Origin of the sequence: Promicromonospora sp. NPDC057138, assembly GCF_042670845.1 — a bacterium.
Taxonomy (GTDB): domain Bacteria; phylum Actinomycetota; class Actinomycetes; order Actinomycetales; family Cellulomonadaceae; genus Promicromonospora.
The window spans coordinates 14,544-40,687 of record NZ_JBHUUX010000056.1 but is presented as its reverse complement, the minus strand read 5'-3'; the positions used below and the strand labels follow the sequence as shown (position 1 = coordinate 40,687).

Here is a 26,144-nt window from a genome sequence, read left to right as displayed (position 1 = left end):
GCCTGCCGCCAGGTCTCGCCCGGCTCGACCCCCGGTGGGCGAGCCTGTCGAGACCTCTTGCGGCCGGGCTACCGGCCCACGTCGGAGCGGTTGGCTGCGCTTGTCAGCTTGTCCGCCTGCCTCGGGGTGAGGACGCCGTCCGCACCGAGCCGGTCGGCGATCTGGCGGACGTGGCTCACGAACGCGGTGTGGCTGACCCATCCGCCGTCCGCGTCGACGAGGTCGGCGACCGTGCAGCCGTTGCCGGTGTCGACGTTGGCCACCTTGCTGTCCACGTTCCCCATGATCACCGTCGGGCGCTCGTCCGAGACCGGGCAGGCGTCGGTTCCCTCCCGGGAGACCGAGAACGTGAGCGTCCCCGTCCGGGTGACGTTCCCGGCGTTGTCGGTGGCCCGGTACCCGAGGGCGTGCGCGCCCGGCTCGGTGACGTCGAACGGGCCCGTGTACTCCCGGAAGACGAAGTCGTCGAGCGCGTACTCGATGAACGCCACCCCCGACTCGTCGTCCCGGGCCGTGATGGACACCGTCGCGGCGTCGAGGTAGGCGCCCAGCTCGTCCTGGTCGCCGTCCACCTGCGCCGACGCGATCGGCGGCGTCCGGTCCGGCGGATCGCTGCCGCCGACGACGACCAGCGACGCAGTGCCCGGCGCCGAGGTGTTGCCCGCGGTGTCCGTGGCCCGGTACGACACCGTGTGGGCGCCCGTCACGTCGACCACCACCGGATCGGTGTAGGCCGTCCACCCCGCGCCGTCGAGGTCGTACTCGACCTCGGCCACGCCCGAGCCGGCGTCCTCGGCCAGGAGCGCCACCGTCGCCGAGGCGACGTACGCGCCGTCGGCGTCCTGCTCGCCCGTGACCTGGGCGGTCACCGTCGGTGGCGTGGTGTCCTCCTGGGACGGCTCGACGACGGCGAACGACGCCGAGCCGGGCTCCGAGACGTTGCCGGCGTTGTCCGTGGCCCGGTAGGACACCGTGTGCTCGCCCGGTGCGTCGACGACCACCGGGTCCGTGTAGGCGGCATAGCCCGCGCCGTCCAGGTCGTACTCGACGCTCGCCACGCCCGATCCGGCGTCGAGGGCCGCGAGGCTCACGGTCGCGGACCCGACGTAGGCGCCGTTGGCGTCGAGCTCGCCCGTGATGTCGGGAGTGACGACGGGCGCCGTCGTGTCCTCCCCGTCAGCGGGCACCACCGTCACGTGCACCATCCCCGGTGCGGAGACGTTGCCGGCGTTGTCCGTGGCCCGGTGCTCCAGCAGGTACGTGCCGGGCTGGTCGAAGACGACTGGCTCGGCGTACGGGACGTACGCGCCGCCGTCGACCGAGTACTCGACCGAGGCGACGCCCGAGCTGTCGTCCTCGGCCGCGAGGCTCACGGTGGCCGAGCCGATGTACGCGCCGTCGGCGTCCTGCTGCCCGGCGACCTGCGCCGTCACGACCGGGGCGGTGGTGTCCTCGCCGCCGCCCTCGGTGACCACGAGCTCGCCCACCATCGTGCCGTGGCCCGGGATCGCGCAGAAGTACCGGTATGTGCCCGGGGTCAGGACGACGTCCGCCTCGTACCGGCCGCCGTTGTTGTCCAGCGGGTTGGCCAGGATGTCCAGGGTGACGTCGTGGTTGTACCCCGGCGTGCTGGTGTCGAACGTCAGGGTGTGGGACATGCCCATGGTGTTGCCCGTGGCCGTGCTGTTCTCGAAGACCACGGTGGCGGCCCCGGCGGTCGCCGTGGCGGGAGCCGTCGCGTACTCGGAGATGCTGGCGCTCGCGGTCCAGGTCAGGACCTGTTCCGCTGCCTCGTTGGTCGCCTGGTCCGGCGCCCCGGCGGGGGCGGACCAGGCGGTCACGCCGTTGTCGCGGGGCTCCATGGCGACGGCCCCGGCCGAGGCCAGCGGCAGCGCCACGAGCGCGCTGACCGCGGCCCCGGCGAGAACCCGGGACAGCTTGCGTCGGAACATGGGGACGCCTCTCGTCTCGGCGGACCTCACAGGTCACGCACCCGGATGTTGCGGAACTCCATGGCGTCCGCGTCGCTGTGGTTCTGCAGGCCGACGAAGCCGCTGAGGAACTGCCGCAGGTCGGTCGGCGGGTCGCCGGCGCGCGAGGACTCCTTGCCCGGCGAGTTCTCGAACTCGTTGATGACCACGCCGTTGCGGAGGATCGTGTACTGCTGGCCGACCACCCGGATCTCGTAGTCGTTCCACTCGCCCTTCGGGGTCACGCGTGCGTCCGCCAGGCCGTTCGGGTCGAAGTTGTACACCGAGCCCGTCTTCTGGGGCTCGCCGGTCTCCCCGTCGTAGATCTGGATCTCGTGCCCGCAGTAGATCGCCACCCAGGCCTCGGCGTCGGTCAGCTGGCCGCAGTCGGGGCGCTCGTCCCGGGGGACGCGCGGGTCGGGGAACCGGGTGAAGACGCCGCTGTTGGCGTGGCCGTCACCGGGGGCGACGTCCTTGAACTGGAGCTTGAGCGAGAAGTCCGCGAGCTCCTCGCCCGGGTACCAGAGCATGCCGAGCCCGCCCTGCGCCCGGATGGAGCCGTCGTCGCGCAGGTCGAACCGGCCGCCCGGGGCCTGCCGCCACTCGGCGAGCGACTCCGCGGTGCCGTCGAACAGCCACCGGTAGCCGGTGCTGCCCTCCGCCCCGACGCCGGACTCCTCGGCGGCCTCGACCAGCGCCGTCCGCTCCTTGCGGGTGATCACCTTGTCCGCCACGAGCCGGTCGGCCACCGCGGTCACGTGGTTCACGAACCGGCCGTTGGTGTCCCACTCGGCCTCGTCGCGGACCAGGTCGTTGATCGTGCAGCCACCCAGGTCGTCGTTGCTGACGCCGCTGTCGACGTCGCCGGTCCAGACGGTGGGCCGGTCGTCCGGGATGGTGCACTCGGTGGTGGCCGGCACGTCGACGGTCGTTGTCTCGCCGTCGGCGTAGGTCACCGTGAGGGTCGCCTCGAAGCGACCGACCCGGGCGTAGGTGTGCCGCGGGTTCGCCTCGCTCGACGTCGTCCCGTCCCCGAAGTCCCAGGCGTACGAGACGCCGCCGGAACGGTCGCCGGTGAAGGCCACGGTGAGCGGGTCGCTCTGCACGCTCGCCCCGGACGCGGCGGGCACCGGCGTCGGCGGGCCTCCGCGATAGCTGATCCGGACGAGCTTCTGGCGGTCGGTCAGCGAGAAGAAGCCGCCGCCGTAGTCGAGCAGGTACAGCGCGCCGTCCGGGCCGAACTTGGCGTCCATCCACTGCTCGACGTCGTCGTTGCCGTTGCCGCCGGAGATGATCTGGCGCAGGTCCTCCGCGAAGACCGGGGGACCGGCCTCGTCGACCGTGTCCGGGTTCACCGTGACGGCGATCCGGTTGTTCGCGTTCGACTGGTCACCGATGAACCACTTGTTGTCCCAGTACGCGGGCCAGGCGGCGCCGCTGCCGGTGTCGACCTCGGACCGGTGGTACGTCGGGCCGTTCATCACGGCCTGACCACCGCCCCGCAGGTACGGCTGGGTGTAGGTCGCCTCGGAGTCGACGTACGACGGGATGCCGTTCTCGCGCTCCGGGAAGACCGGGCCGCCGCCGCTCGGCGAGTACCAGATCATGTTGTCGCGCACCGGCGGGAGGTCGACCAGGCCGGTGTTGCGCGGCGAGGTGTTCTTCGGGTGGTCGCAGTCGTACCAGCCGGTCAGGACCGTCGCGTCCTCGTTGCTGCGGTCCCGGTAGGGCTGCCCGTTGCCCATGCAGTAGGGCCAGCCCTGGTTGCCCGCCGACGTGATGATGGTGGCGGTCTCGTACTTGGCCGGCCCGAGCTCAGGGTTCGGCAGGCCGGCGTCCGGCCCGACCCACGCCGCCGTCAGCCAGTCGTTCTTCGTGTCGTAGGCCAGCCGCGAGATGTTGCGCACGCCCATCACGTAGATCTCCGGGCGCGTCTTGTCGCCCGGGTCGTCCGCCTCGGGGAACAGGTTCCCCTGGGGAATGGTGAACGTGCCGTCCGGCTCCGGGTGGATCCGCAGGATCTTGCCGTTCAGGTCGTTCGTGTTGCCGGCCGTGCGCCGCGCGTCCTGGAACGAGATGCCCGCGTACTCCTGGGTCCAGTTGTTGCCGGAGTACCCCTCGGAACCGCCCGAGGAGTTGTTGTCGCCCGACCCGATGTACAGGTTGCCGTCGTCGTCGAAGTCCATCCCGCCGCCCGCGTGGCAGCAGCTGTGGATCTGCGTCTCCCACTGCAGCAGGTCCTTGCGGGTGGACTGGTCGATGGTGTTCGCCTCGGCGTCGTACGTGAAGCGCGACACCGTGCGCTGGCCGACGCGCCGCTCGACGTCGATCGACTCGTGCGGCATCCAGTAGAGGTAGATCCACTGGTTCTCCTCGAACCGCGGGTCGAGGGTGATGCCGAGCAGGCCCTCCTCGTTCTTCACGAGCTCGCTGCCGCTGCCGCGGTTGCCCATGACGTCGAGGGTGGTCAGCAGCTTCGTCGTCCCCGAGCCCGGGTCCCAGCGGTGGACGGTGCCGCAGCCCAGCCCCACGTCCGGGTCCTCCCACGGCACGACCGGACCGGACGGGCAGGCCGCCTTGCCGATGTAGAAGACGCCGCCGTCCGGCGCCACCGTGAGCCCGTGCGGCTCGCCGATCTGGTCCAGCGTGCCCGCCGCGTTCTTCGCCGTCAGCCGCTCGGACTCGTAGTTCGACGCGATGGTCGCCTGGCAGTCGCCGCGGACCATGCCCGTCGACCACAGCAGGCCGCCCAGCAGGTGGTCCCGGAACTCCGGCTCCGCGTAGCTCGCCGCCGTGCCGCCCATGCCGGTGTAGAACGACCGGCCGCCGTCGTAGTCACGGCACCACGAGATCGGGTGGAAGGCCCCGTTCGCGCCCTCGCCCGCCTCGTAGTCCCACTCCTGCACCTGCGCGACGGTGTGCACGTCGCCGACCGGGTTCGGCGACCAGTTCAGCCACCGGTCCGACCGCGTCCAGTTCAGCGGGAGCCCGTCGTTGGCGGGGTGCGCGCGGTCGACGACGTTGACCGTCGCCTCCTGCACCGGCACCACGGGGTCGGGGTCCTCCTCGCCGGAGGCGTCGAAGAGCTGGATCTCGGCGAGCTGGGTGAGGTCGTCACCGGCGTTCGCCGTGATGTCGAGCCGGTAGTGCTGGTAGGCGGCCGCGTTCTCGAAGCTGTAGTCCCGCGTCGCGAAGCGCTCCGGGAAGTCCTGGTCCGCCTGCGTGTCCAGGTCGGTCCACGTCGTCCCGTCGGCCGAGCCCTGCAGCGTCCAGTCCTTCGGGTCGCGGCCGGCTGAGTCGTTGGCCGACGTGAGCGCGTACCGGGTGGCCACGACGGGCTCCGCCATCTCGAGGTCGATCACCGCTGTCGGCTCGAAGGCGAGCCACTTCGTGTTCGAGTCGCCGTCGATGAGCTTGGTGGCGATCTCGTTCGGCGGGTTCTCGGCGCTCGCGGTGACGCTCGCGACGGCCAGCGGGTCCGGCAGGTTGCCGGCCGGCCGGGTGCCGATCAGCCCCGTGAACCACTGCGAGCGGTCCTGAGCGCGGGCGGCGTCGCGGACCCCGAGGAACCCGCCGCCGCCCTGCACGTAGGCCTTGAGGGCGTCCTCCTGCCCGATGCTGAGCTCCGTCCCCTCGGCCGAGAGGAAGGCGACGCCGCGGTACTGGGCGAGGTTCGTCGCGGTGAAGACCCTCGGGTCGCTGGCAGTGTGCACGGTGAACCCGTGCTCCGCGCCCAGCTCCCGGATCGTCCGGACGGCGGTCGTCACCGGGTCGAGCTGCTTGTCGGGCGCACCGTAGAACACGAGCACCGTGACGTCCGCGGCGTCCTGGGCCGCGGCCGGTGCCACCCGCGCGGCGGGTGCGACGGCTGTGCGGGCGCCGTCGGCGGTGGTGCGCTGGGCCTGCGCCGGGACCGTCGCCAGCCCGACGACGAGCGCGGCGCCGGCGACCGCGGCGAGGACGCCGCGTGCCGTCCTGCCGCGTGCCGTCCTGCGCACGGCGGCGGCTGCCTCGAGGATCCTGCGCCTTCCTCTTCCTGTCCGTTCCATCACTGCTCCTTTGCGCGTGATCAGGGTGTGGCGGTCAGTGCTCGGAGTGGCTCGCTGCCTCGGGCCCGGCGGCGGACCCTGTGGCGGATCCGGCGGCGGGTTCGGTCGCGGCGTCCGTCGTGTGTCCGCCGTGCTCGTGGAACCGGTCGATGGCCTCCTGCGCGCCGTCGGGCATGGACCCGTCCGCGTTGCGGACCAGGAAGATGCCGGCCATCCCGCCGTCCGAGTGGAACTGGACGTGGCAGTGGTACATCCACGCGCCCGCGCCCACGGACTGCCCGGCCTTCACCTGGAAGCCGAAGGAGTCGCCCGGGTTGAGGTCGCGGGTGTCGATCACCTGGCTGGGGTCATCGGGGCCGGTCAGGTAGCCGGTCCGGTTGTTCGCCCAGCGGTGGGCGTGCAGGTGGAACGTGTGCAGCTGGTCCCCGTGCCCGATGGCGACGAACTCGACCTTCTCGCCGAGGTTCGCCTCGAACATCGGGGTGTCCGGCGCCGACTTGTTGTTGATGGTCATGTCGTTGAACACGACGGTGTAGGTGCGGTCGGGCACGATGTCGCCCGCGCGCCGCACGATGAGCCCGCCGTACAGGCCCGCGCGCAGGCCCGCGGTGCCGTGCTCGCCGTCCATCGCGTGGTCGTGGTAGTGCCAGTAGCCCGCGGTGCCGGGCATCCAGTGGCCGTCGTCGAGCCGCGTCTGCACGTGGCTGCGCCAGGTGTAGGTGCGGGTCTCGCCGGGCTCGTTGAACGAGTCGTTGAACGGGCTGCCGTCCGACTCGGTCGCGTAGTCGACGCCGTGCGGGTGGATCGACAGGCGCTTGTCGGTGTTGTTCACCAGCTCGACCTGGAGGGTGTCGCCCTCCCACATCTCGAGCAGAGGGCCGGGGATGGTGGCCTTGCCCGGGGCGAGCCCGTAGCCGTAGAGGCCGCCGGGCAGCGGCTCCGCGTAGACGGTGATGTGCCGGGTGGTGCCCAGCGGGCGGATGGCCCCCGGCGCGACGGCGGCCGCGGAGTCGGCGCCGAGCGACAGCGCGGCGGCCGGCGCCATCAGGCCGGCGAGCGTGCCGGTCAGGATCGTGCGGCGGGACACGCCGCCCAGCGGGGATGTGGTGTCGGTGCTGTTCTCAGGCATGCGTCTCCGTTCGACACCGCCGGGCAGGCGTTCGGGCCGTCCCGGCGAGACAGGGATCAGGAGGGACTGGGGCTCAGACGCGCGAAGCGGGCGGCGGCGCCGCGATTGACAGCGTTGTCACGAAGGTGGACCACAGAGTCGTTCCCTCCAAGGACGTCGGCTCGCGGCCGTCGGCGATGACGGTCGCGTCCCATTTGCGAACCTAGGGCGACTTATGCCGAGTGTCAAGCAAAAGTCGAAGTAGCGACGTCAGACTTCATCAAGCCAGCCAGGTAAAGACGGCGGTGCCGATCAGCATGGCTCCCGTGAGCAGGCCGGTCAGGGGGTGGGCGAGCGCCGCCGTCGACCGGTGGTACCGCGAGGGCGTGGCCGTGCGGAGCGCCCAGCCGAGCGGCCAGGCCAGGAGGGCGGCGAGGAGCCCGGCCGCGGCGCCGAGGTACAGGACGGGCACGTCGAGGGTGTTGGCGATCACCGCCACCTGGACGGCGGTGGAGATCGCGACGACGGTCGGGATCAGGTGGAGCCGGGACTTGCCTGCGGTGACGCCGGCCTTGTCCTCGTCCTTGGCCGCCGCCACCGCCCTGCGGTACTTGCTCGCGACGAACCCCGTGCACAGGCGGGTCAGGACTCCGTGGGCGAGGAGCGCCGCGACGTAGATGCTCACGACCCGCCCGGTCACCACCGTGCCGTCGGGCCAGCTCCGCACGGCGACCAGGACGCCGACGGCCACGACGACGCCGGCCAGCACGACGCCCACGACGGGGAGCAGCCGGGTCCACGGTCCGGAGTGCCGGAACGTCCAGGTGAACCAGAGGGCCGCCAGGACGCCGGACGCCGTCGCCGACAGGGCTTGGTCGCTCGCGTGCTCCATCATCTTCCCCCTCCGCGGAACCGGACAAACCGGGCACCAGCGTAGGGTGTTTCTGCAGGTCAGGGAAGGATTGGTGCGGGCGGATCGCGACCCGCCCCGCACCCGGGCTACGCCGACGCCGGTGCCGTCAGGTGGTCCAGGATCCTGGTCCGGACGGCGGGGTCGCCGAGGATCTTGTTGTGCCCCAGCCCGGTGGTGGTGAACAGCTCGCCCGACGCCGCGTGGGCCTCGTGGAGCTGCTCGGACAGGAGATGTGGGTTCATGCGGTCCCCGGTGTCGTGCACCCAGAGGGTGGGGACCGACGCCGGTACGGTGCGCGTCAGCAGATCGAACCGCTCGTAGACGTCGGGGTGGTCGGGCAGGCCGTATCGCTGGGCGGCCGTCGCGAAGCGGTCGCGCAGCTCCCAGGGGAGTCCCGCCGTGCGGACGAACCAGTCGGTGGCGGCGCGGACCGACGTGAGGCCGGAGACCGCGGTGAACCGCTCGGCCTCGATGCCCTCGTGCAGGGCGATGCCGGCGGGGAGCACCCCGAGCGAGTGCCCGACGACCGCCGCCCAGGGTGCGTTCTCGGCGTCGGACAGCCGTCGGATGACGGCGAGGTCATCGAGTCCGGTGCGATGGCGCCCGCCGGACGCGCCGTGCGCGGGCGCGTCGTAGGCGACGACCCGGAGGCCTGCGCCGGTGAGGTCCTCGACGATTCGGCTGAACGCCGACGCGCGAGAGCGCCAGCCATGGACGAGCAGGACGGCGGGCGCTCCTGCCTCGCCCCAGGTGTACGTGGCGACCGTGACGGATCCTCCCGCCTCCCGGCCGCCGCGGAACGTGGGGCGGTGCGCGAGCGTGCCGCGCCGGGCGGAGTCGTGGACTGCCTGGTCCGCGGCCCGAACCGTCGCCGGCGCTCCCGCTCGCCAGTAGGAGGCCGCGCCCAGGGCCAGGGCGAGCGGCGGAGCGGTGCGGCCGAGGGCGCGGAACGAGGCACGGGCTGCGCGCTGGGTCAGGGACACGGAAGACCTCCTGGGGCGAGACAATCTGTACGATCGTTCGCACACTATCCGATGTGCGAACGGTCGTACACTCTCTTGTGTGGACCAGCCGACCGACCTGCGCCGAGCCCGCGGCGACCGCACCCGTCGCGAGGTGCTCGACAGCGCCGTCCAGGACGCCTCGGTGCGGGGGCTGGACGCGCTCACGTTCGGAACGCTGGCGGCGTCGGCCCCCGTCAACAAGAGCGCCATCGCCGGGCTCTTCGGGTCCAAGGAGAACCTCCAGCTCGCCGCGGTGGAGCGGGCCAGGGAGATCTACACCGAGCACGTGATAGTCCCCGCGCGGTCCGCCGACCGGGGCCTGGCGCGGCTGTGGGCGCTGGTGCGGGCCTGGACCGAGTACTCGCGGTCGCGGGTGTTCCGGGGCGGGTGCTTCTTCCGCACCGTCGAGGTGGAGTTCGACATGCGCGAGGGTGCGGTGCACGACGCCGTCGTCGAGGCGCAGCGGTCCTGGGAGTCGTATCTGGTGCACCAGGCGCAGGCGGCGGTCGACGCCGGCGAGCTGGCCGCGGACACCGACCCGCACCAGGTGGCGTTCGAGGTCGACGCGCTCCTGAACGCCGCGAACGACCGGTCGCTCCTGTTCGGCGACGACTCCGTGTACGGGCGCGCGCTGGAGGCGGCGCGGTCCCTGCTGGTGGCGCGCGGCGCTGACCGGGCGGTCCTTGGTTAGCGAGACGTCCGAATGTTGCAGATCTGTGTAGATCTGGTTGCAGGCCGTATACATCCGCTCGTTACCCTCAGTTCATGGTGTTGTGGCAGGAGGTTCCCGACGGCGCGGCCGAGTCACCACAGCCCGTCGCGCTCGCCACCACCCGCTGGGGCGCCGGGCCCGGCCGGGCGCTGCTGCTGCACGGCATCGTGTCCGCCGGGGCGACCTGGTGGCGGCTCGCCGAGACGCTCGCCGAGGACGGCTACGCGGTGGTGGCCCCCGACCTGCGCGGGCACGGGTCGAGCCCGCGTGCCGACTCCTACCTGCTGGCCGACTACGTCGCCGACGTCCGTGCGCTCGGCACCGGCTGGGACCTCGTGGTGGGGCACAGCCTCGGCGGCCTGCTCGGCGCGCTGGCCACCGACGCCGACCGCCGGTTCACGCGCCGCCTCGTGCTGCTCGACCCGGCGCTCGACATCACCGACGACCGGTTCGCGACCGAAGCAGAGGACGAGATCGCCGAGGCGACCCACCCGCCGTCGGCCCGGGCGGTGCAGGCCGCGCACACGGTATGGGACCGGCGCGACGCGGTGGCGGTGGCCGCCGCCGCGAAGGCCGCCGACGCCGCCGCCGTGGCGCGCACCCTGCGCGACAACGCGCCGTGGCGGCACACCGACGTGGTCACCCGCCTCGTGGTCCCCACGCTCGTGCTGGGGGCCGACCCCGCGCACGGCGCGCTGTTCCGCCCGCGCACCGGCGTCGAGCTGATGATCCGCAACCCGAGCGTGCGGGCGCGCGTCGTGGTGGGCGCCGGACACGCCGTGCACCGCGACCGGCCGACGGCGGTGGCGACCGCCATCCGGTCGTTCCTCTGGTGATGTCGCGGGCGGGTTTTCCGGTGGGTCTTCCGGCGGACAGGAGTGTCGGCGGCCGGGGTTATGGTCGGGCAGTGAGCTCATCGGCATCCGCACGCAAGCAGCTGGTCGCCCTCGCCGAGCGAGGCTTCGAGGGGCCGTGGCGGCACGCGCGCGGGGACTTCTCGGACGAGGCGCGCCCGGCGTCGGTCCTCGTGCTGTTCGGCGTGCTCGACAGCCTCGCCGCGCAGCGGGACGACGCCGATCTCGCGGTGCCCGCCGACCTCGACGTCCTGCTCCTGGCGCGGGCCACGACCCTGCGCAGCCACGCCGGGCAGGTCGCCTTCCCCGGCGGCCGCGCCGACGACGGGGAGGACGCCGTCTCCGCGGCCCTGCGCGAGGCCGTCGAGGAGACTGGGCTCGACCCGGCCGGCGTGGAGGTGCTCGGCGCGTTCGGCGAGCTGCCCATGCCGGTCAGCAACCACGTGGTCACGCCGGTCCTCGGCTGGTGGGCCCGCCCCACGCCCGTACGGGTGGTCGACGTCGCCGAGTCGGCGCACGTCTTCCGCGCCCCCGTGGCCGACCTCCTGGACCCCGCCAACCGGTTCACCGTCGTGGCCCGCCGCGGCAACCGGTCCTGGCGCGGCCCGGGCTTCCACGTGCACGACGGCGACCTGACCCACCTCGTGTGGGGGTTCACCGCCGGGGTGCTCGACGCCATGTTCGACCAGCTCGGCTGGACCGAGGACTGGGACCGCACCAAGGAGCTGGAGATCTCGTGACCGACGTGACCCGCGACGCGATCCGTGCCGCCGAGACCCTGATCCGCCCGCACGTGCGGCACACGCCCGTGCTCGACGTCGACCTCGCGGACTTCGGCCGCCCCGCGCACCCCGTCTCGCTCAAGCTCGAGTGCCTGCAGCACTCGGGCTCGTTCAAGGCGCGCGGCGCCTTCACCAGCCTCCTGACCCGCGACGTGCCCGACGCCGGCGTGGTCGCCGCCTCGGGCGGCAACCACGGGGCCGCCGTCGCCTACGCCGCGGCTCGGCTCGGCATCCCCGCCACGATCTTCGTGCCGAGCGTGACCTCGCCCGCCAAGGCCGAGCGCATCCGCTCCTACGGCGCGAAGCTCGTCATCGGCGGCGACCGGTACGCCGACGCGCTCGCCGCCAGCGAGGAGTTCGTCGCCGGGACCGGCGCCCTGACCGTGCACGCCTACGACCAGCCCGCCACGCTGATTGGGCAGGGCACGCTCGGGCTGGAGCTCGCCCAGGACCTGCCCGACCTCGACACGCTGCTCGTCGCCGTGGGCGGCGGCGGGCTCATCGGCGGAATCTCCGCCTGGTACCGCGGCGACGTGCGCATCGTCGCCGTGGAGCCGGAGGGCTCGCCGACCCTGCACCGGGCGCTCGCCGCCGGCGAGCCGGTCGACGCGCCGACCGAGGGCATCGCGGCGGACTCGCTCGCGCCCCGGCAGGTGGGGCAGCTCATGTTCCCGCTGGCTCAGCAGTTCGTCGCCGAGTCGGTGCTGGTCACCGACGACGCCATCGCCTCGGCCCAGCTCTCCCTGTGGGAGGCGGCCCGCGTGGTGGCCGAGCCGGGCGGCGCGGCGGCGCTCGCCGCGCTGCTGTCCGGCGCCTACGTGCCGGGGCCGGGGGAGCGGGTGGCGGTGCTGGTGTGCGGGGCGAACACGACCGCCGTGCAGTTCTGAATCAGCCGAAGAGCTGCTCCACCGCGTGCTCCCCGACGCCGACCATGATCGGGTGCGTGTCCGGGTAGGAGAAGCAGATGGTCGTGTACAGCAGCGCCCAGCCGCGCGCTCTGCGCCACATCCCGGCGTCCCAGCCGCGCCCGTCCCGCGCCCGCGCGTCGATCACGCGGCGGAAGCGGTCACGGCCCGCGGCGTCGAAGGTCAGCCACATCGCCCCAAGGTCCGACGCCGGGTCGCCGCTGGTCACGTCCCCGAAGTCGATGACGGCGGACAGCCGGCCGCCGTCCGCCACAAGGTTGGCCGGGTGCGGGTCGCCGTGCAGCCACATGGGGACGCCGTCGTACCCGGGGGCGGCGACGGCGTCGGCCCACAGGGCGCGGGCGGGCGCGTGGAGGCGCTCCGGGAGCAGCGCGAGGCGGTCGTCGAACGTCGCCTGACGCTCCTCGATCGGGATCCCGCGGAACCTGTTCCCCGGGGCGTCCTCCGGCGCGGGCTGGTGCAGCGCCACGAACACGCGGGCCAGGTGCTCGGCCCACGCCGTGCGCTCCGCGGCGGGGACGGCGGCCGCGGGGACGCCGTCGACCCACCGCACGATGCCCCACGGCCACGGGTAGCCGAGCGCCGCGCTCGGCGCGCCGATGCGGACCGGGTCCGGGACGGCGACCGGGAGCCGCGGGGCGAGCAGCGGGAGCACGCGGTGCTCGTTGCGCATGAGGTCCGCCCCGAGCTCGCGGCGTGGCAGGCGCAGGGCGAGGCCGTCGCCCAGCCGGACTATCACGTTGTCCCAGCCGTTCGCCACGAGGTCGAGGGGCAGGTCGGCGAGGTCGGGGTGCTGCTCCTTCAGGAGCGACCGGGTGAGGTCGACGGTCACGTCGAGGTCGGCAGCGACCACGGCGGCCTCCTTGTCCTGGTACTTGCTCCTGTGCGGAGCCCCGGGGTTCGGGCGGGCAGTCAACAGTACCGGTATGGCCTGTGCGCCACGCCCGAGCGCGGTGCATGCCCGGGAACGTTCTGCGATCTCGTTGCGTTGACATCAGGCCCAACCACGAGGAGACCCGGTGCAGCAACGCCAGATCGAGAAGTCCGCCGAGCAGGAGTACGTCGACGCCCTGTACGCCAGGCTGGACGGGGAGGTCGCCCGGGTACGTGCCGACCTGGACTCCGCTGTACGCACCTCGTCGACCGACCCCGAGGAGGCGTACACCCGCGAGGTGCGCGTCGCGATGCTGGGCCGCCGGGCGCGCGCCCTGGGCGCGGCCGAGCACCACCTCTGCTTCGGCCGGATCGACCGCGCGGACGGCAGCTCGCTGCACATCGGCCGCACCGGCCTGAGCGACGACGACGACCAGCTCCTCGTCGACTGGCGCGCCGACGCCGCCCGCCCGTTCTACGCCGCCACCGCCGCGCACCCCATGGGGCTGCACCGGCGCAGGCACCTGCGCCTCGAGGACCGCACGGTCACCCGGGTCAGCGACGAGATCCTGGACGACGCGGAGCCGGGCCCGCACGACGTCGTCGGGGACGGCCCGCTCCTGGAGGCGATCGGCGCCCGGCGCACGGGTCGCATGCGCGACGTCGTCTCCACGCTGCAGGCCGAGCAGGACGCGATCATCCGCTCCGCGCACCGCGGCGTCACGGTCGTGGAGGGCGGGCCGGGCACCGGCAAGACCGTGGTCGCCCTGCACCGCGCCGCCTACGTCCTGGCGGGCTTCGAGGAGGCGCGGGCCGACGGTGTGCTCGTGCTCGGCCCGAACTCGCGGTTCCTCGACTACATCGCCGAGGTCCTGCCCTCGCTCGGCGAGAACGACGTGGCGATGAGCACCGCCGACCGCCTGGTCGCCGACGCGCTGGGCCTGGCCGAGCCCGCAGCGGCGGGCCACGACCTGCGCCGTGCCGCGGGCGACGTCCGGCTGGCCGACGAGATGGCCGAGATCATGCGGCGCTACCAGGCGCCCGCCGGCACCCTGACGGTGCTGGTCGACGGAGACCCGGCCACGCTGGACGAGCACGCCCTCGCCGAGGCCCGGGCCACGGCCGGCGGCGCCGGGCTGCCGCACAACCAGGCCAGGGCCCTGTTCAAGGACCTGGTCGTGGACTTCGTGGCCGACGAGGTGCAGGCCCGCGCCCGGGTGATGCTCGCCAAGCTGGACGAGGACATCGAGGTGCTCACGGGCGGCGTCAACGTCGACAAGGCCGCGGCGGGGGACCTGGCGCGGCTGGGCTTCGCCCCGGACGACGGCGGCACCTTCGGGCACGCCGCCGCAGTGGCCGAGCTGGACCCGGGCGCGCTGCGGGCCGAGCTCGTCGAGGACCTCGCCCTGGAGCGTGCCGTCGAGGCCGCGTGGCCCCTGCTGGAGGCGGACGACCTGGTGCTGGACCTGCTCGACGAGCATCCGGAGCTCGCGGTGGCGGGCATCCTCGACGGCTCCGAGGCCTGGACCGCCGCGCACCTGCCGCTGCTGGACGAGGCGGAGCACCTGCTGAACGGCCCGCCCGCCCGGGCCTACGGGCACGTGGTGGTCGACGAGGCCCAGGAGCTGACGCCCATGCAGTGGCGCTCGGTGCTGCGCCGGTGCCCGGGCCGGTCCATGACCGTGGTCGGCGACCTGGCGCAGGCCGGGCCGGCGACCGGGGCGGGCTCGTGGGCCGACGCGCTGGGCAGCGACCTGGCCAAGCGCGCCGACGTTCGCGCCCTGACCGTCTGCTACCGCACCACCGCCGAGGTACTGGCGGCCGCGGCGCCGCTGCTCGCCCGGATCGCACCGCACCAGGCGCCCAGCCGCGCGGTCCGGCACGGGGACGAGCCCCGGCGTCGGGCGCTGGACGGCGACCTGGCCGCTGCGGTGGTCGAGGAGGTGGCCCGGGAGGTGGCGAACGGCGACCTCGTGGCCGTGGTCGCCGCGGACGACGTCGCCCCCGGCCTCGCCGAGGCCCTGGACGGCGCCACGAGCGCCGCCGGCGCCGTGCGCGTGGTGCCGGTCTCCCAGGTGCGCGGCCTGGAGTTCGACGCCGTCGTGGTCGCCGACCCCGAGGGCATCCGGCACGCCCGGCCGGGCGGCGAGCGCGACCTCTACGTCGCGCTCACCCGGCCGACCCGGCGCCTGGTGATCGTCGAGTAACCGCGAGGGGTCACCAGCTTGTCGGGACGGGCATGCCTTCCTGGTAGCCGGCGGCCGACTGGATGCCGACCACGGCGCGGTCGGCGAACTCCTCCAGCGAGCGCGCGCCTGCGTAGGTGCACGCGGACCGGAGGCCGGACGTGATCTCGTCCAGCAGGTCCTCGACGCCCGGCCGCGCCGGGTCGAGGTACATCTTGCCGGTGGAGATGCCCTCCTCGTACAGGGCCTTGCGCGCCCGGGCGAACGCGGTCCCCGCACCCGAGTTGCGGGCCGCGACCGCCCGGGCCGACGCCATGCCGAACGAGTCCTTGTAGAGGCGGCCCGCGCCGTCGGACTTCAGGTCGCCGGGCGACTCGTGCGTGCCGGCGAACCAGGAGCCGACCATCACCTGCGACGCGCCCGCGGCCAGTGCCAGGGCGACGTCGCGGGGGTGGCGCACCCCGCCGTCGGCCCAGACGTGCTTGCCGAGCTCGCGGGCCGCGGCCGCGCACTCGAGGACCGCGGAGAACTGAGGGCGCCCGACGCCGGTCTGCATGCGCGTGGTGCACATCGCGCCCGGGCCGACGCCGACCTTGAGGATGTCGGCGCCCGCCGCCACGAGGTCGCGGACGCCGTCGGCCGTGACGACGTTGCCCGCCACGACCGGCACCGTCGGGTCCACGGACCGCACGGCGTCCAGGGCGGCGAGCATCTTGGTCTGGTGCCCGTGCGCGGTGTCGACCACGAGCACGTCCACGCCTGCGGCGAGCAGGTCCTTGGCCTTCGCGGCGACGTCGCCGTTGATGCCGACGGCGGCCCCGATCCGCAGGCGGCCGGACGCGTCGAGCGCGGGGGAGTAGATCGAGGAGCGCAGCGCGCCCTTGCGGCTCAGCACCCCGGCCAGGAGGCCGTCGCGGACCACGGGCGCCAGGTCGAGGCGGGACGCGTGCAGGACGTCGAACGCGGCCTCCAGCCCGCCCGGGCCGTCCAGCAGCGCGGCGTCCAGGATGTGCGGCTCGGCGGACATCACCTCCGCCACGCGGGTGAACCGGTCGACGTCGGCGCAGTCCGACTCGGTCACGACGCCGACGGGCCGGTCGTCCTCGACGACGACGGCGGCCCCGTGCGCGCGCTTGCCGAGCAGGTTCAGCACGCTGTGCACGGTGTCGTGCGGCGAGACCACCACCGGCGTCTCGATGACGGGGTCCTTGGCCTTGACGTCCGCGACCACGCCCGCCACGACGTCGGCCGGGACGTCCTGCGGGAGGATCGCCATTCCGCCGCGCCGCGCGACGGTCTCCGCCATGCGGCGGCCCGCCACCGCGGTCATGTTGGCGACGACCACCGGGATCGTGGTGCCGGTGCCGTCGTCGGACGCGAGGTCGACGTCGAACCGCGACGTGACGTCCGAGCGCGACGGGACGAGGAAGACGTCGCCATAGGTGAGGTCGGTGGCCGGGGACTGCTCGGGAAGGAATCGCACGTTTATCAATCGTAAAGAGTTCTTCTCCTCCTGCATATGAGTCTGGCCACATCGTTGTGGAGGTATCGGAGACAGACGTGCGAGCCGGTGCTCCCGTGGCACAGTGGAGAGGTCGGCGCCCCTTAGAGTGGGGCCCCGATTCCCCCGCACGGGGGCACGACGAAAGGACGCGCATGGGCCTGCTGAGCGGCATCCGTTCCCCTGAGGACGTCCGGGCGATGACGCCCGGCCAGATGCCGGAGCTCGCAGAGGAGATCCGCAGGTTCCTCGTGGAGAGCGTCTCGCGCACCGGCGGCCACCTCGGCCCCAACCTCGGCGTCGTCGAGCTGACGATCGCCATGCACCGCGTCTTCGACTCGCCGCGCGACACCATGGTGTTCGACACCGGCCACCAGGCCTACGTGCACAAGCTGCTCACGGGCCGGCAGGACTTCTCCGCGCTGCGCAAGCAGGGCGGCATGTCGGGCTACCCGAGCCGCGCCGAGTCCGCGCACGACGTCGTGGAGAACTCCCACGCCTCCACCGCCCTGTCCTGGGCCGACGGCATCGCCAAGGCCAACCAGGTGCGCGCCAAGGACGACCACGTGGTCGCCGTCATCGGCGACGGCGCCCTGACCGGCGGCATGGCCTGGGAGGCGCTGAACAACATCGCCGGGAGCCGGGACCGCAAGCTCGTCATCGTCGTCAACGACAACGGCCGGTCCTACTCGCCGACCATCGGCGGGCTCGCGAACCACCTCGACACGCTGCGCACCACCCGCGGCTACGAGGCCGTCCTGAGCTGGGGCACGCGTGCGCTGCACCGCTCAGGCCCGCCCGGACGTTTCGCCTGGCGCTGGCTGCACGGCCTGAAGAAGGGCCTCAAGGACGTCGTCGCCCCGCAGGGCATGTTCGAGGACCTGGGCATCAAGTACATCGGCCCCGTCGACGGCCACGACACCGCCGCGCTCGAGCACGCGCTCGGCCGCGCCAAGGCGTACGGCCGCCCCGTGATCGTGCACGCGATCACCGAGAAGGGCCGCGGGTACAAGCCCGCCGAGGAGGACATCGCCGACCGGTTCCACGCCGTCGGCGTCATCCACCCCGAGACGGGGCTGCCGGTCGCCCCCAGCCGGTTCGGCTGGACCAAGATCTTCGCCGACGAGATCGTGCAGATCGGCCGACGCCGGCCCGACGTCGTCGCCATCACCGCCGCCATGCTGCACCCCGTGGGGCTCGCGCCGTTCCAGGAGCAGTTCCCGGAGCGCACCTTCGACGTCGGCATCGCCGAGCAGCACGCGGTGACCTCCGCGGCCGGCATGGCCTTCGCCGGGCTGCACCCCGTCGTCGCGGTGTACGCGACGTTCCTGAACCGGGCGTTCGACCAGGTCCTGATGGACGTCGCCCTGCACAAGGCGGGCGTCACCTTCGTCCTGGACCGGGCGGGCATCACCGGCGACGACGGCGCCAGCCACAACGGCATGTGGGACATGGCGATGCTGCGGATCGTGCCCGGCCTGCGGCTGGCCGCCCCGCGCGACGGGGTGACGCTGCGCGGAGCCCTGCGCGCGGCGGTCGACGTCGACGACGCGCCCACCGTGGTCCGGTACCCGAAGGGCGCCGTCGGCGACGACATCCCGGCCGTCGAGGTGCTCGACGGCGTGGACATCGTGGGGCGGTTCGGGGTCTCGACGGCCGGCGCGGCGGCCCGGCGCGTGCTCGTGGTCGGCGTGGGCTCGATGGCGGGCTGCGCCATGGAGACCGGTGCCGCGCTCGCGGCGCACGGCGTCGAGGCCACCGTCGCGTCGCCCACGTGGGTGCTGCCCGTCCCGGAGAACCTGGTCAAGCTGTGCGGCGAGCACGACCTCGTGGTCACCGTGGAGGACGGCGTGGTCGACGGCGGCGTCGGCGACATGCTCGCGCAGCGGGCGGGGGAGCAGGGCATCGCGACGCCGCAGGTGCACGTCGGTCTGCCGGTGGCGTTCCTCGACCACGCGAGCCGCGACCACATCGTCAGGGCGCAGCGGATGACCGCCGCGGACGCGACGCGTGACGCCCTGGCGGCGCTCGCCCTGCTGTGATCGGGCCGTCGAGGCGGACGGCGACCTCGGCGCGGTAGCGCTATGAGCCGCGGCCGCGACACTGGCTTGAGCGGTGCTCACCCGTAGACGCCGGCGACGTTCCGGACCGGTTTGCGCGGCTCGTTGACGAGGACTGCCGGGTCGCAGCCGAAGAGCTGGGCGATGACGCCGACCTGGTCCAGGGTCCAGGCCGTCCTGCCGCGGAAGCGGTCGGAGACCGCCGCGCGCGACAGCCCGACCTCGGCCGCGATCTGCATCTGGCTGAGACCCCGCCGAGCGGCTTCGAACCGGATGGCCGCCGCACACAGGCTGGCGAGCCCGTCGCGGTTCAGCGTCGGAGCAGGCCGGGGCCGGACGATAGGGCGGGCCTCGCCGTCGACGTCATCGTCGATGTCGGGGTCGAGCGTGCCGTCGAAGATGGGGTCGGGGTCCAGCGGGTCGTAGTTGGTGCGTGCCATGGGACCAGCGTGACGCCTGCGCCCTGCCGCCGTCCGAGGCTGTCCACAGGGCTGGAGGTCCTGCGTACCGTCGGTCGCGGCCGGTCGGTCTGGTTGGTCTGGCCCGTTGTGTCGTCCCCCTGGGAACAGGTACCCCCGGGGAGGGGTGCCGGGTGCGGTGAACTTCGTTCGGCTGCGCCTCGACCAGTTCGCCGTGGCTGAACAGTTCGGCTGGGCCGAATTGACGATGGCGCAGGCGAACGAAATTCACCGCGCCCGGCACCCTTCACCCGAGGCAAGTGCCCGCCTGAGGCGTCAGCCGAGCTCCTCTGAGCGTTCGACCGGGCGCGTTCTACGTCTGCCCGGCGCGCTGGCTCCAGCGTCCCGGCGCCGGCCCGACTCTCCGGCCCGGTATCCGGCGTCGGCCTTGCCTGCCGGCGGGATTTCCGGTTGCTCCGGGCGGACGGCGTCTGCGACCTTCTGCGCATGGACCTCGCCAGTGCTTTCCCGCCGTTCGGCCTCCGGGTCACCTGCGGCGACCTCGAGCTGCGACTGCCCGACGACGCCGAGCTGCTCCGCCTGGCCGATGTCGCCGTGGCCGGTATCCACCCGCCTGACCGGAAGCCGTTCCTGTTCCCATGGAACGTCGGCGAGCCGGACGAGGTGCGCCGCGGCCTCCTGCAGTACCACTGGGCGTCGCGCGGCAAGGTGTCGCCGGAGGCCTGGGCGCTGGAGCTCGGTGTGTTCCGCGAGGGCGAGCCGATCGGTGTGCAGAGCGTGGGAGCCGCGGGCTTCCCCTTGACGCGCTCGGCGGGGACCGGCTCCTGGCTCGGCCTGGCGCACCACGGCCAGGGCATCGGCAAGCGGATGCGGCTGATGGCGCTGCACCTGCTGTTCGAGGGGTTCGGCGCGGCCGACGCGAGGACCGAGGCGTTCGACGACAATCCCGAGTCGAACGGCGTGACGCGCGCGCTCGGCTACGCGCCGAACGGCGTCGTCCGGCAGGAACGGCAGGGCGAGGTGGCCATGGAGAACCGGTACCGCCTGACCCGCGAGGCCTGGACCGGGCGCCCCGACGCGCACCGCCTGGACGTCACGCTGGAGGGCGTGGCGCCGGTCCGCGCGATGCTGAAGATGGATCCCGAGCCGTAGGGCCTCAGCCGTAGATCGTCTCGGCGTACTTCGGGCCGTAGTGCTCCTCGACCTCCTCGAGGGTCTGGTCCTGACGCTCCAGGGCGTGCGCGATGACGGCACGCCGGGGCACCGACTCCAGGTCCCACGCGGCGGGGTCCCACGTCTTGGAGCGCAGGAACGCCTTGGAGCAGTGGTGGAACACCTCCTCGACGTCGACCTCCAGCGCGAGCACCGGGACGTTGCGGCGCACCTGGAGCTCCGCGAGGTACGGCGCGTCGCGCACGAGGCGGGCCGTACCGTTGACCCGCAGCGTGTCGCCGCGACCGGGGATCACGAAGATGAGGCCGACGTGCGGGTTGGCCAGCACGTTGAGGAAGCCGTCGGTGCGGCGGTTGCCCGGGCGCTCCGGGATCGCGATGGTGCGGTCGTCCAGGACGCGCACGAGGGAGCCCGCGGGGTCGCCCTTCGGGGACACGTCGAGGTTGCCCGCGGCGTCGGACGTCGCGACCAGGCACAGCGGCGAGGCCGCCAGCCACTTCCGGTCGAGGTCGTGCAGCGCGGCGCGCACCTTGCCCGCCGCCGGGCCGAGGGGCGGCGGGATGATCTCGCGGAGCTCCTCGACTGTCGTGACGGGGGTTCCGCCGAACCTGCTCGGCTGGTCGCTCAGCTGATGGGTCATGGCTTCAAGATAAGCCGGGTCCGCCGTCCGCGACCAGGGTGTTGCCCAGGACAGGGTGAATGGGGCATGTCAGACCATCCGGGTACGCTCGCAGCGCCATGACCGAGCAGACGACCCTCCCCAGCCCAGCAGAAGTCCCCGCCGGCTCGCTCCGACCGTGGAAGGCCCGCGCGGCACGCCGCGTCGTGGAGCAGGCCCAGGGGCTGCTCGACGACGCCCTCGTGCTCACCCACACCGCCGCCGACCTGCGCGAACGAGTCCGCGAGGCCTACACGGCCACGCGCGAGGTGCGTGTTCACGCCGACCTGCGCACGGTCGGCGTCACGGCCCTGGAGGAGCGCCGCAAGAAGCTGCGGGTCGCCGTCCTGGAGAAAGCCGGGTTCCGGACCGTCACCCAGGTGCTCGTCGCGGGCACCGACCGCCTCGTCGAGGCGGGCATCGGCGCCGGCACGGCGAAGCTCGCCACAACTGCTGCGCGCGAGCTGGCCTCCGATGTAGACGCCGAGCTGCGGTTCCGCATCGACGTCGACCCTGACGACCCGTACGCCACGGTGCTCGTCCAGACCCTGTACGCCTTCGGGCTGGCGACCGACGCGCGGCACCGGCACCTCGACGAGGCGCGCCGCGTGGCCGCCGTCGTCCCCGGGCACCTGGAGCCGGCTCGGCCCGCCACCAGCGTCTGGCGGCGGCTCGTGGCGCCCGTCGACCGCAGGACCGCGGCCTTCCGGGCGGTCTCCGCGCTCGCGGACCAGGTGGCGGGCGCGGAGCTGACGGACGACGCGCAAGCGGTGCGCGCCGCCGTCGGGCAGCCGCCGGAGGGCGCCGAGGTGTGGGCCGACTTCGAGGCGCGGTCCGCGGAGTACTACGGCCTGCTGTCCCAGGTCGTGGACCTGGGTGACGACCACGAGGCGGCCGAGGGCGGCCTGCCCGCCGACGTCGTGCGGCGGGTCGAGGCGCAACCCCTGGACCGGACCCTGCTGCGCGCCAACCTGCGCGGCTACCAGCAGTTCGGCGCCAAGTACGCGCTGGTGCAGCGGCGCACGATCCTCGGCGACGAGATGGGCCTCGGCAAGACCATGCAGTCCATCGCGGTGGCCGCGCACCTCGTGGCCACCGGCGGCACGCACGTGCTCGTCGTCTGCCCGGCGAGCGTCGTCACCAACTGGAAGCGCGAGGTCGAGCAGCATTCGGACCTGACCGCCGTCGTGATGCACGGCACGGACCGCGAGCACGTCGCGGCGGCCTGGCTCGACGGCGGCGGCGTCGGGATCACGACGTTCGAGGTGCTGGGCCGGCTCGACCTGCCGTACGACCTGCACCCCGCGCTCCTGGTCGTCGACGAGGCGCACTACGTGAAGAACCCCGAGACCATCCGCGGTCGCGAGGTGCGGCGCTGGGCCGACCGGGCCGACCGCGTCCTGTTCCTGTCCGGAACCCCGATGGAGAACAAGGTCGCCGAGTTCAAGAACATGGTGGGCTACCTCCAGCCCGAGGTCGCCGGCCAGCTCGACCCCAACGCCGGCCTGTCCGGGGCCAAGGCCTTCCGCCGGATCGTCGCGCCCGCCTACCTGCGCCGCAACCAGGAGGACGTGCTCACCGAGCTGCCCGAGATGGTGCAGGTCGAGGAGTGGGAGCAGTTCGGCCCGGTCGACGGCGCCGCCTACCGCGCCGCCGTCCTCGCCGGGAACTTCATGGCGATGCGCCGGGCCGCGTTCGCGGTCTCCGCGCCCGACGAGTCGGCCAAGCTGGTGCGCCTGCGGGAGCTCGTCACCGAGGCGGTCGACGGCGGCCGCCGCGTCATCGTCTTCTCCTACTTCCTGTCCGTCCTTCAGCAGGTGATGGAGCTGCTCGGCGACCTCGCCGTCGGGCCCCTGACCGGATCCGTGCCTGTGCCCGAGCGGCAGACCATGGTGGACGCCCTGTCCGAGCCCGGCGGGCCGTCCGTGCTGGTCAGCCAGATCACCGCCGGGGGAGTCGGGCTGAACGTGCAGGCTGCGAGCGTCGTCATCTTCTGCGAGCCCCAGGTCAAGCCCACCATCGAGGCGCAGGCCGTCGCGCGGGCGCACCGCATGGGCCAGACCCGCACCGTCCAGGTGCACCGGCTCCTCGTCGAGGACTCCGTGGACCAGCGGATGATGGAGATCCTCGGGTCCAAGGCGGCGCTCTTCGAGGAGTTCGCCCGCCAGTCCGAGATCACCGACGCCTCGCCCTCGGCGGTCGACGTCGCCCCGCCGTCCGAGACCTCCCTGTCCCGCACCATCCTCGCCGAGGAGCAGGAGCGCCTGCGGCGCACATCCTGACCCCCGGTGACCCATATGGGTGTGATAACCGGTTCGAGCCCGACTGCGGTTCACTGACGTCGTGTCCCTGTTGTCGTCACACACCGGTGCGGCGTTCGCACACGCCGCGTCGCCCGGACGGCTGCTCGCGCCGGCCCGGCGCACCGTCCCGTTCGTCGGCCGGGCCACCGAGCTGGCCTCGCTCCTGAGCTGGTGCGACGGCCCCGAACCGGCGGCGGCCAGGCTGATCAGCGGCCCGCGCGGCGTCGGGAAGACGCGCCTCGCCCGCGAGGCCGCGCACGAGATGGCGCACGCCGGCTGGACCTGCCTCGACGTGCCCGACGGTGCGGAGCCCGCAGCCCTCGCCGCCGTCCCCGACGGCGCCCCCGCGCTCCTCGTCGTCGACGGCGCCGACACGCGCGGCCCGGCGCTCGCGGACCTCCTGCGCGCGGCCGCCCGGGGCCGGAACGGTGCGCTCCGCATCCTGCTGGTCGCGCGCGGCATCGGCCAGTGGTTCAACCGGCTCACGGCGACGGACCTGGCGGTCCGCGCGCTGCTCGAACCGGCCCGGTCAGGGGACGTCCTCGGCGCCGAGGTGCTTCCGGGCCAGGTGGACGCGCGGCTCGTGACGGCGTTCGTGGAGCCGTACGCGCGGGTGCTCGGCGTCGTGCCGCCCCAGGTCGCCGTCGCCTCGCGGGCGGGCGGCGGCGCCCCGATGCTCGACCTGCAGGCCGCGGCCCTCTGCGCGGTCATGCGCGCGCAGGCGCGCCGGCCGCGCGGCGTGCTGCCCGTCGACGTGTCCGACGCCCTCGACGAGCTCCTCGAGCACGAGCGCTGGACCTGGTTCCGCTCGGCCGAGGAGGCCGGCGTGCTCGGCGAGGCGGGCCTCGCGCCCGAGGGGCTGGACGGGCTCGTGGCCGCGGCGACCCTCACGGGCGTGCGGACGCCGGACGCCGCGGAGAACCTCGTGCGCCGCGTCGCCGCCGTCGGGCCGGGCGTGCGGCCGGGTGCGGAGGCCGACGTCGGCGGGTGGCTCCTCGACCTGGACCCGCACCGGGCGCTGCCCGGGCGGCTCGTGGACCCGCACCTGCTGGCGGAGCTCACGGACACCCCCGAGCTGCTCGGGGCGTGCCTGGCGGGGGCGGGCGCGGCGTCTGCCCGGAGGGCGGCCCTGCGCGTAGTCAGCATCGTCGTGGACCGGCTCGACGGCCGGTCCGAGGACCAGAGTGCCGCGCTGGACCAGCTCGGCGCGGCGGTGGCCGCGCTCCCGGAGGACCACGACACCCTGCGGGCGGTCTCCGGGGCGCTCCCGCACCCGTCGCTGGCGCTCGGCGAGCTTCGCGCCGAGCTCGCGCTCCGCACGCTGGCCGCCGCGCCCGACGGCGACCCCGCGCGCCGCGCCGAGGCGCTGCGCGACGCCGGGGTGGCGCTCGGGGAGGTCGGCCGCGCCGCCGACGCCGAGCGGTACCAGCGGGAGGCCGTCACCCTGTTCCGCGGGCTGGCCGCGGCGGACCCGCACCGGTTCCGGCCTCGGCTGGCCGCCCTGCTCGCGAACCTGGGCGCCACCTGCTCCGACCAGGGCCGGCCTCAGGAGGCGCTGCGCTGCGAGGAGGAGGCGGTCGACCTGCTCCGGGTCGTCGCGGCGGACCGCCCGGGCGTGCTGATCCGGGACCTGACCATGGCGGTGTCGAACCTGGCCGTGACGTTCGCCGAGCTGGGCAAGCCGCTGGCCGCGCTCGGGCCGAGCCGCGAGGCGGCCGGACTGTGGCGCCAGCTCGCCGGCGCGAACCCCGAACGCTTCACCTGGGCGCTGGCCCTGTCCCTGATGAACGTCGCGCGGCGGCTGCTCGAGCTCGGCCGGGCCGAGGAGGCGCTGGGGCCCGCGGCGGAGTCGCTGGCGATCCGGCGGCGCCTGGCCGCCGCCGACCCGGACGAGCACCTGTCCGGCCTCGGGGACTCGCTGCAGGTCATGGGCGCCGCGCTCACGGACCTGGAGCGCGGCGCGGAGGCTTTGCCGTACATCGAGGAGGCCGTCGAGACCCGCCGTCAGATCGCCGAGGAGAATCCTGGGCGGTACCTGCCGGACCTCGCGTACTCGCTCCAGGCGCTCGGCAGCCGGCTCTCCGACCAGGGCAGACGGGTCGAGGGCCGCGCGCTGCAGCAGGAGGCCGTCGAGGTGCAGCGCAGGCTCGTGGCCGACAACCCCGGACGGTACGCGCCCGAGCTGGCGGACGCGCTGTCCGCCGTCGGCGTCACCTGCTCCCGGCTGGGTTTGCCGCAGGAAGCGTTGGACGCGGAGCGCGAGGCGACCAGGACGTGGCGCGAGCTGGTCCGCACCGACCCGCACCGCTACCGCCCCCGGCTGGCGCAGTCGCTGGCGAACGTGAGCGCGATCTTCGCCGTCCTCCGGCTCGGCGACGAGGCCGTGGCACCCGCGGGCGAGGCGGTGGCGCTGCTGCGCGAGCTCGTCGCGGAGAACGCGGCGCGGTACCGGCCGCGGCTGGCGGAGGCGCTGCGGGCGCTGGCGCTCGCGCTGCACGACCAGGAGCGGTTCGACGAGGCACAGCGGGCGCGGGCGGAGGCGGAGGAGCTGGGCTGGGCGCTGGGGGCCTCGGCCGGGAACGCGGTGGCTCGCGATAGTTCACCGGCGAAACTGATGTTTCGTTAATATCTAGACTTGACCAAATTGTTGCTT

Annotated in this window: 18 protein-coding genes; 9 read left to right on the top strand and 9 right to left on the bottom strand. The window is 73.6% G+C overall.

The features are described 5' to 3' along the window. Positions 1-68: 68 nt before the first annotated feature. From ACFT2C_RS22895 to ACFT2C_RS22875, 5 genes are all read right to left on the bottom strand, one after another. Entirely contained in the window at positions 69-1,952 is a 1,884-nt protein-coding gene (locus ACFT2C_RS22895; RefSeq protein ID WP_377209385.1) for an OmpL47-type beta-barrel domain-containing protein, read from the bottom strand. Between the two features lie 26 nt (positions 1,953-1,978). After that, positions 1,979-6,019 (bottom strand): ThuA domain-containing protein, encoded by a 4,041-nt coding sequence (locus ACFT2C_RS22890; protein ID WP_377209384.1) that lies wholly within the window; start codon positions 6,017-6,019, stop codon positions 1,979-1,981. 34 nt (positions 6,020-6,053) lie between these two features. Further along, positions 6,054-7,148, bottom strand: a complete 1,095-nt coding sequence (locus ACFT2C_RS22885; RefSeq protein WP_377209383.1) for a multicopper oxidase domain-containing protein — start codon at positions 7,146-7,148, stop codon at positions 6,054-6,056. Positions 7,149-7,407: 259 nt separating this feature from the next. After that, positions 7,408-8,022, bottom strand: a complete 615-nt coding sequence (locus ACFT2C_RS22880; protein WP_377209382.1) for a hypothetical protein — start codon at positions 8,020-8,022, stop codon at positions 7,408-7,410. Positions 8,023-8,126: 104 nt separating this feature from the next. Beyond that, a complete protein-coding gene (locus ACFT2C_RS22875) occupies positions 8,127-9,023 on the bottom strand; it encodes an alpha/beta fold hydrolase (protein ID WP_377209381.1) in 897 nt (298 codons plus the stop codon). 79 nt (positions 9,024-9,102) lie between these two features. Here ACFT2C_RS22875 and ACFT2C_RS22870 point away from each other — a divergent pair, with 79 nt between their 5' ends. From ACFT2C_RS22870 to ACFT2C_RS22855, 4 genes are all read left to right on the top strand, one after another. Next, positions 9,103-9,735, top strand: coding sequence for a TetR/AcrR family transcriptional regulator (locus tag ACFT2C_RS22870; RefSeq protein ID WP_377209380.1), 633 nt, complete (start codon positions 9,103-9,105; stop codon positions 9,733-9,735). Positions 9,736-9,809: 74 nt separating this feature from the next. After that, positions 9,810-10,592, top strand: coding sequence for an alpha/beta fold hydrolase (locus ACFT2C_RS22865; protein ID WP_377209379.1), 783 nt, complete (start codon positions 9,810-9,812; stop codon positions 10,590-10,592). A 71-nt stretch (positions 10,593-10,663) separates the two neighbouring features. Then, positions 10,664-11,350, top strand: a complete 687-nt coding sequence (locus ACFT2C_RS22860) for an NUDIX hydrolase (RefSeq protein ID WP_377209378.1) — start codon at positions 10,664-10,666, stop codon at positions 11,348-11,350. Further along, on the top strand, positions 11,347-12,279 hold the full coding sequence (locus ACFT2C_RS22855; protein ID WP_377209377.1) for a threonine/serine dehydratase: 933 nt from the start codon (positions 11,347-11,349) through the stop codon (positions 12,277-12,279). The genes ACFT2C_RS22860 and ACFT2C_RS22855 overlap by 4 nt, the downstream gene beginning before the upstream one ends. Before the next feature lies 1 nt (position 12,280). Here ACFT2C_RS22855 and ACFT2C_RS22850 read toward each other — a convergent pair whose 3' ends face one another. Beyond that, a complete protein-coding gene (locus ACFT2C_RS22850) occupies positions 12,281-13,171 on the bottom strand; it encodes an aminoglycoside phosphotransferase family protein (RefSeq protein ID WP_377209376.1) in 891 nt (296 codons plus the stop codon). Between the two features lie 166 nt (positions 13,172-13,337). Here ACFT2C_RS22850 and ACFT2C_RS22845 point away from each other — a divergent pair, with 166 nt between their 5' ends. After that, positions 13,338-15,398: a HelD family protein gene (locus ACFT2C_RS22845; protein ID WP_377209375.1), complete on the top strand. Its 2,061-nt coding sequence runs from the start codon at positions 13,338-13,340 to the stop codon at positions 15,396-15,398. 10 nt (positions 15,399-15,408) lie between these two features. Here ACFT2C_RS22845 and ACFT2C_RS22840 read toward each other — a convergent pair whose 3' ends face one another. Next, entirely contained in the window at positions 15,409-16,860 is a 1,452-nt protein-coding gene (locus ACFT2C_RS22840) for a GuaB1 family IMP dehydrogenase-related protein (protein ID WP_377209374.1), read from the bottom strand. 173 nt (positions 16,861-17,033) lie between these two features. Here ACFT2C_RS22840 and dxs point away from each other — a divergent pair, with 173 nt between their 5' ends. Beyond that, complete coding sequence (dxs, locus tag ACFT2C_RS22835; protein WP_377209373.1) at positions 17,034-18,920, top strand: 1-deoxy-D-xylulose-5-phosphate synthase; 1,887 nt, start codon at positions 17,034-17,036, stop codon at positions 18,918-18,920. Positions 18,921-18,997: 77 nt separating this feature from the next. Here dxs and ACFT2C_RS22830 read toward each other — a convergent pair whose 3' ends face one another. After that, positions 18,998-19,378, bottom strand: a complete 381-nt coding sequence (locus ACFT2C_RS22830) for a helix-turn-helix domain-containing protein (protein WP_377209372.1) — start codon at positions 19,376-19,378, stop codon at positions 18,998-19,000. 465 nt (positions 19,379-19,843) lie between these two features. Between ACFT2C_RS22830 and ACFT2C_RS22825 the strand changes: the two genes are divergently transcribed. Then, positions 19,844-20,509 carry a GNAT family N-acetyltransferase gene (locus tag ACFT2C_RS22825; protein ID WP_377209371.1) on the top strand — a complete coding sequence of 222 codons (666 nt, stop codon included), beginning with the start codon at positions 19,844-19,846 and terminating at the stop codon, positions 20,507-20,509. 4 nt (positions 20,510-20,513) lie between these two features. On the opposite strand, the gene ACFT2C_RS22820 is transcribed toward ACFT2C_RS22825, so the two are convergent. Then, complete coding sequence (locus ACFT2C_RS22820; protein WP_377209370.1) at positions 20,514-21,170, bottom strand: MSMEG_1061 family FMN-dependent PPOX-type flavoprotein; 657 nt, start codon at positions 21,168-21,170, stop codon at positions 20,514-20,516. A 98-nt stretch (positions 21,171-21,268) separates the two neighbouring features. Between ACFT2C_RS22820 and ACFT2C_RS22815 the strand changes: the two genes are divergently transcribed. Further along, positions 21,269-23,470 (top strand): DEAD/DEAH box helicase, encoded by a 2,202-nt coding sequence (locus tag ACFT2C_RS22815; RefSeq protein ID WP_377209369.1) that lies wholly within the window; start codon positions 21,269-21,271, stop codon positions 23,468-23,470. A gap of 61 nt (positions 23,471-23,531) precedes the next feature. Further along, complete coding sequence (locus tag ACFT2C_RS22810) at positions 23,532-26,117, top strand: tetratricopeptide repeat protein (protein WP_377209368.1); 2,586 nt, start codon at positions 23,532-23,534, stop codon at positions 26,115-26,117. The last annotated feature ends 27 nt before the right edge of the window (positions 26,118-26,144 follow it).

Bases quoted from the DNA above. Each gene is read 5' to 3' on its own strand.
- ACFT2C_RS22820 (WP_377209370.1), bottom strand. From the start codon at position 21,170: ATGACCCATCAGCTGAGCGACCAGCCGAGCAGGTTCGGCGGAACCCCC.
- dxs (WP_377209373.1), top strand. From the start codon at position 17,034: ATGGGCCTGCTGAGCGGCATCCGTTCCCCTGAGGACGTCCGGGCGATG.
- ACFT2C_RS22890 (WP_377209384.1), bottom strand. From the start codon at position 6,019: ATGGAACGGACAGGAAGAGGAAGGCGCAGGATCCTCGAGGCAGCCGCC.
- ACFT2C_RS22885 (WP_377209383.1), bottom strand. From the start codon at position 7,148: ATGCCTGAGAACAGCACCGACACCACATCCCCGCTGGGCGGCGTGTCC.
- ACFT2C_RS22895 (WP_377209385.1), bottom strand. From the start codon at position 1,952: ATGTTCCGACGCAAGCTGTCCCGGGTTCTCGCCGGGGCCGCGGTCAGC.
- ACFT2C_RS22880 (WP_377209382.1), bottom strand. From the start codon at position 8,022: ATGATGGAGCACGCGAGCGACCAAGCCCTGTCGGCGACGGCGTCCGGC.
- ACFT2C_RS22815 (WP_377209369.1), top strand. From the start codon at position 21,269: ATGACCGAGCAGACGACCCTCCCCAGCCCAGCAGAAGTCCCCGCCGGC.
- ACFT2C_RS22830 (WP_377209372.1), bottom strand. From the start codon at position 19,378: ATGGCACGCACCAACTACGACCCGCTGGACCCCGACCCCATCTTCGAC.
- ACFT2C_RS22825 (WP_377209371.1), top strand. From the start codon at position 19,844: ATGGACCTCGCCAGTGCTTTCCCGCCGTTCGGCCTCCGGGTCACCTGC.
- ACFT2C_RS22865 (WP_377209379.1), top strand. From the start codon at position 9,810: ATGGTGTTGTGGCAGGAGGTTCCCGACGGCGCGGCCGAGTCACCACAG.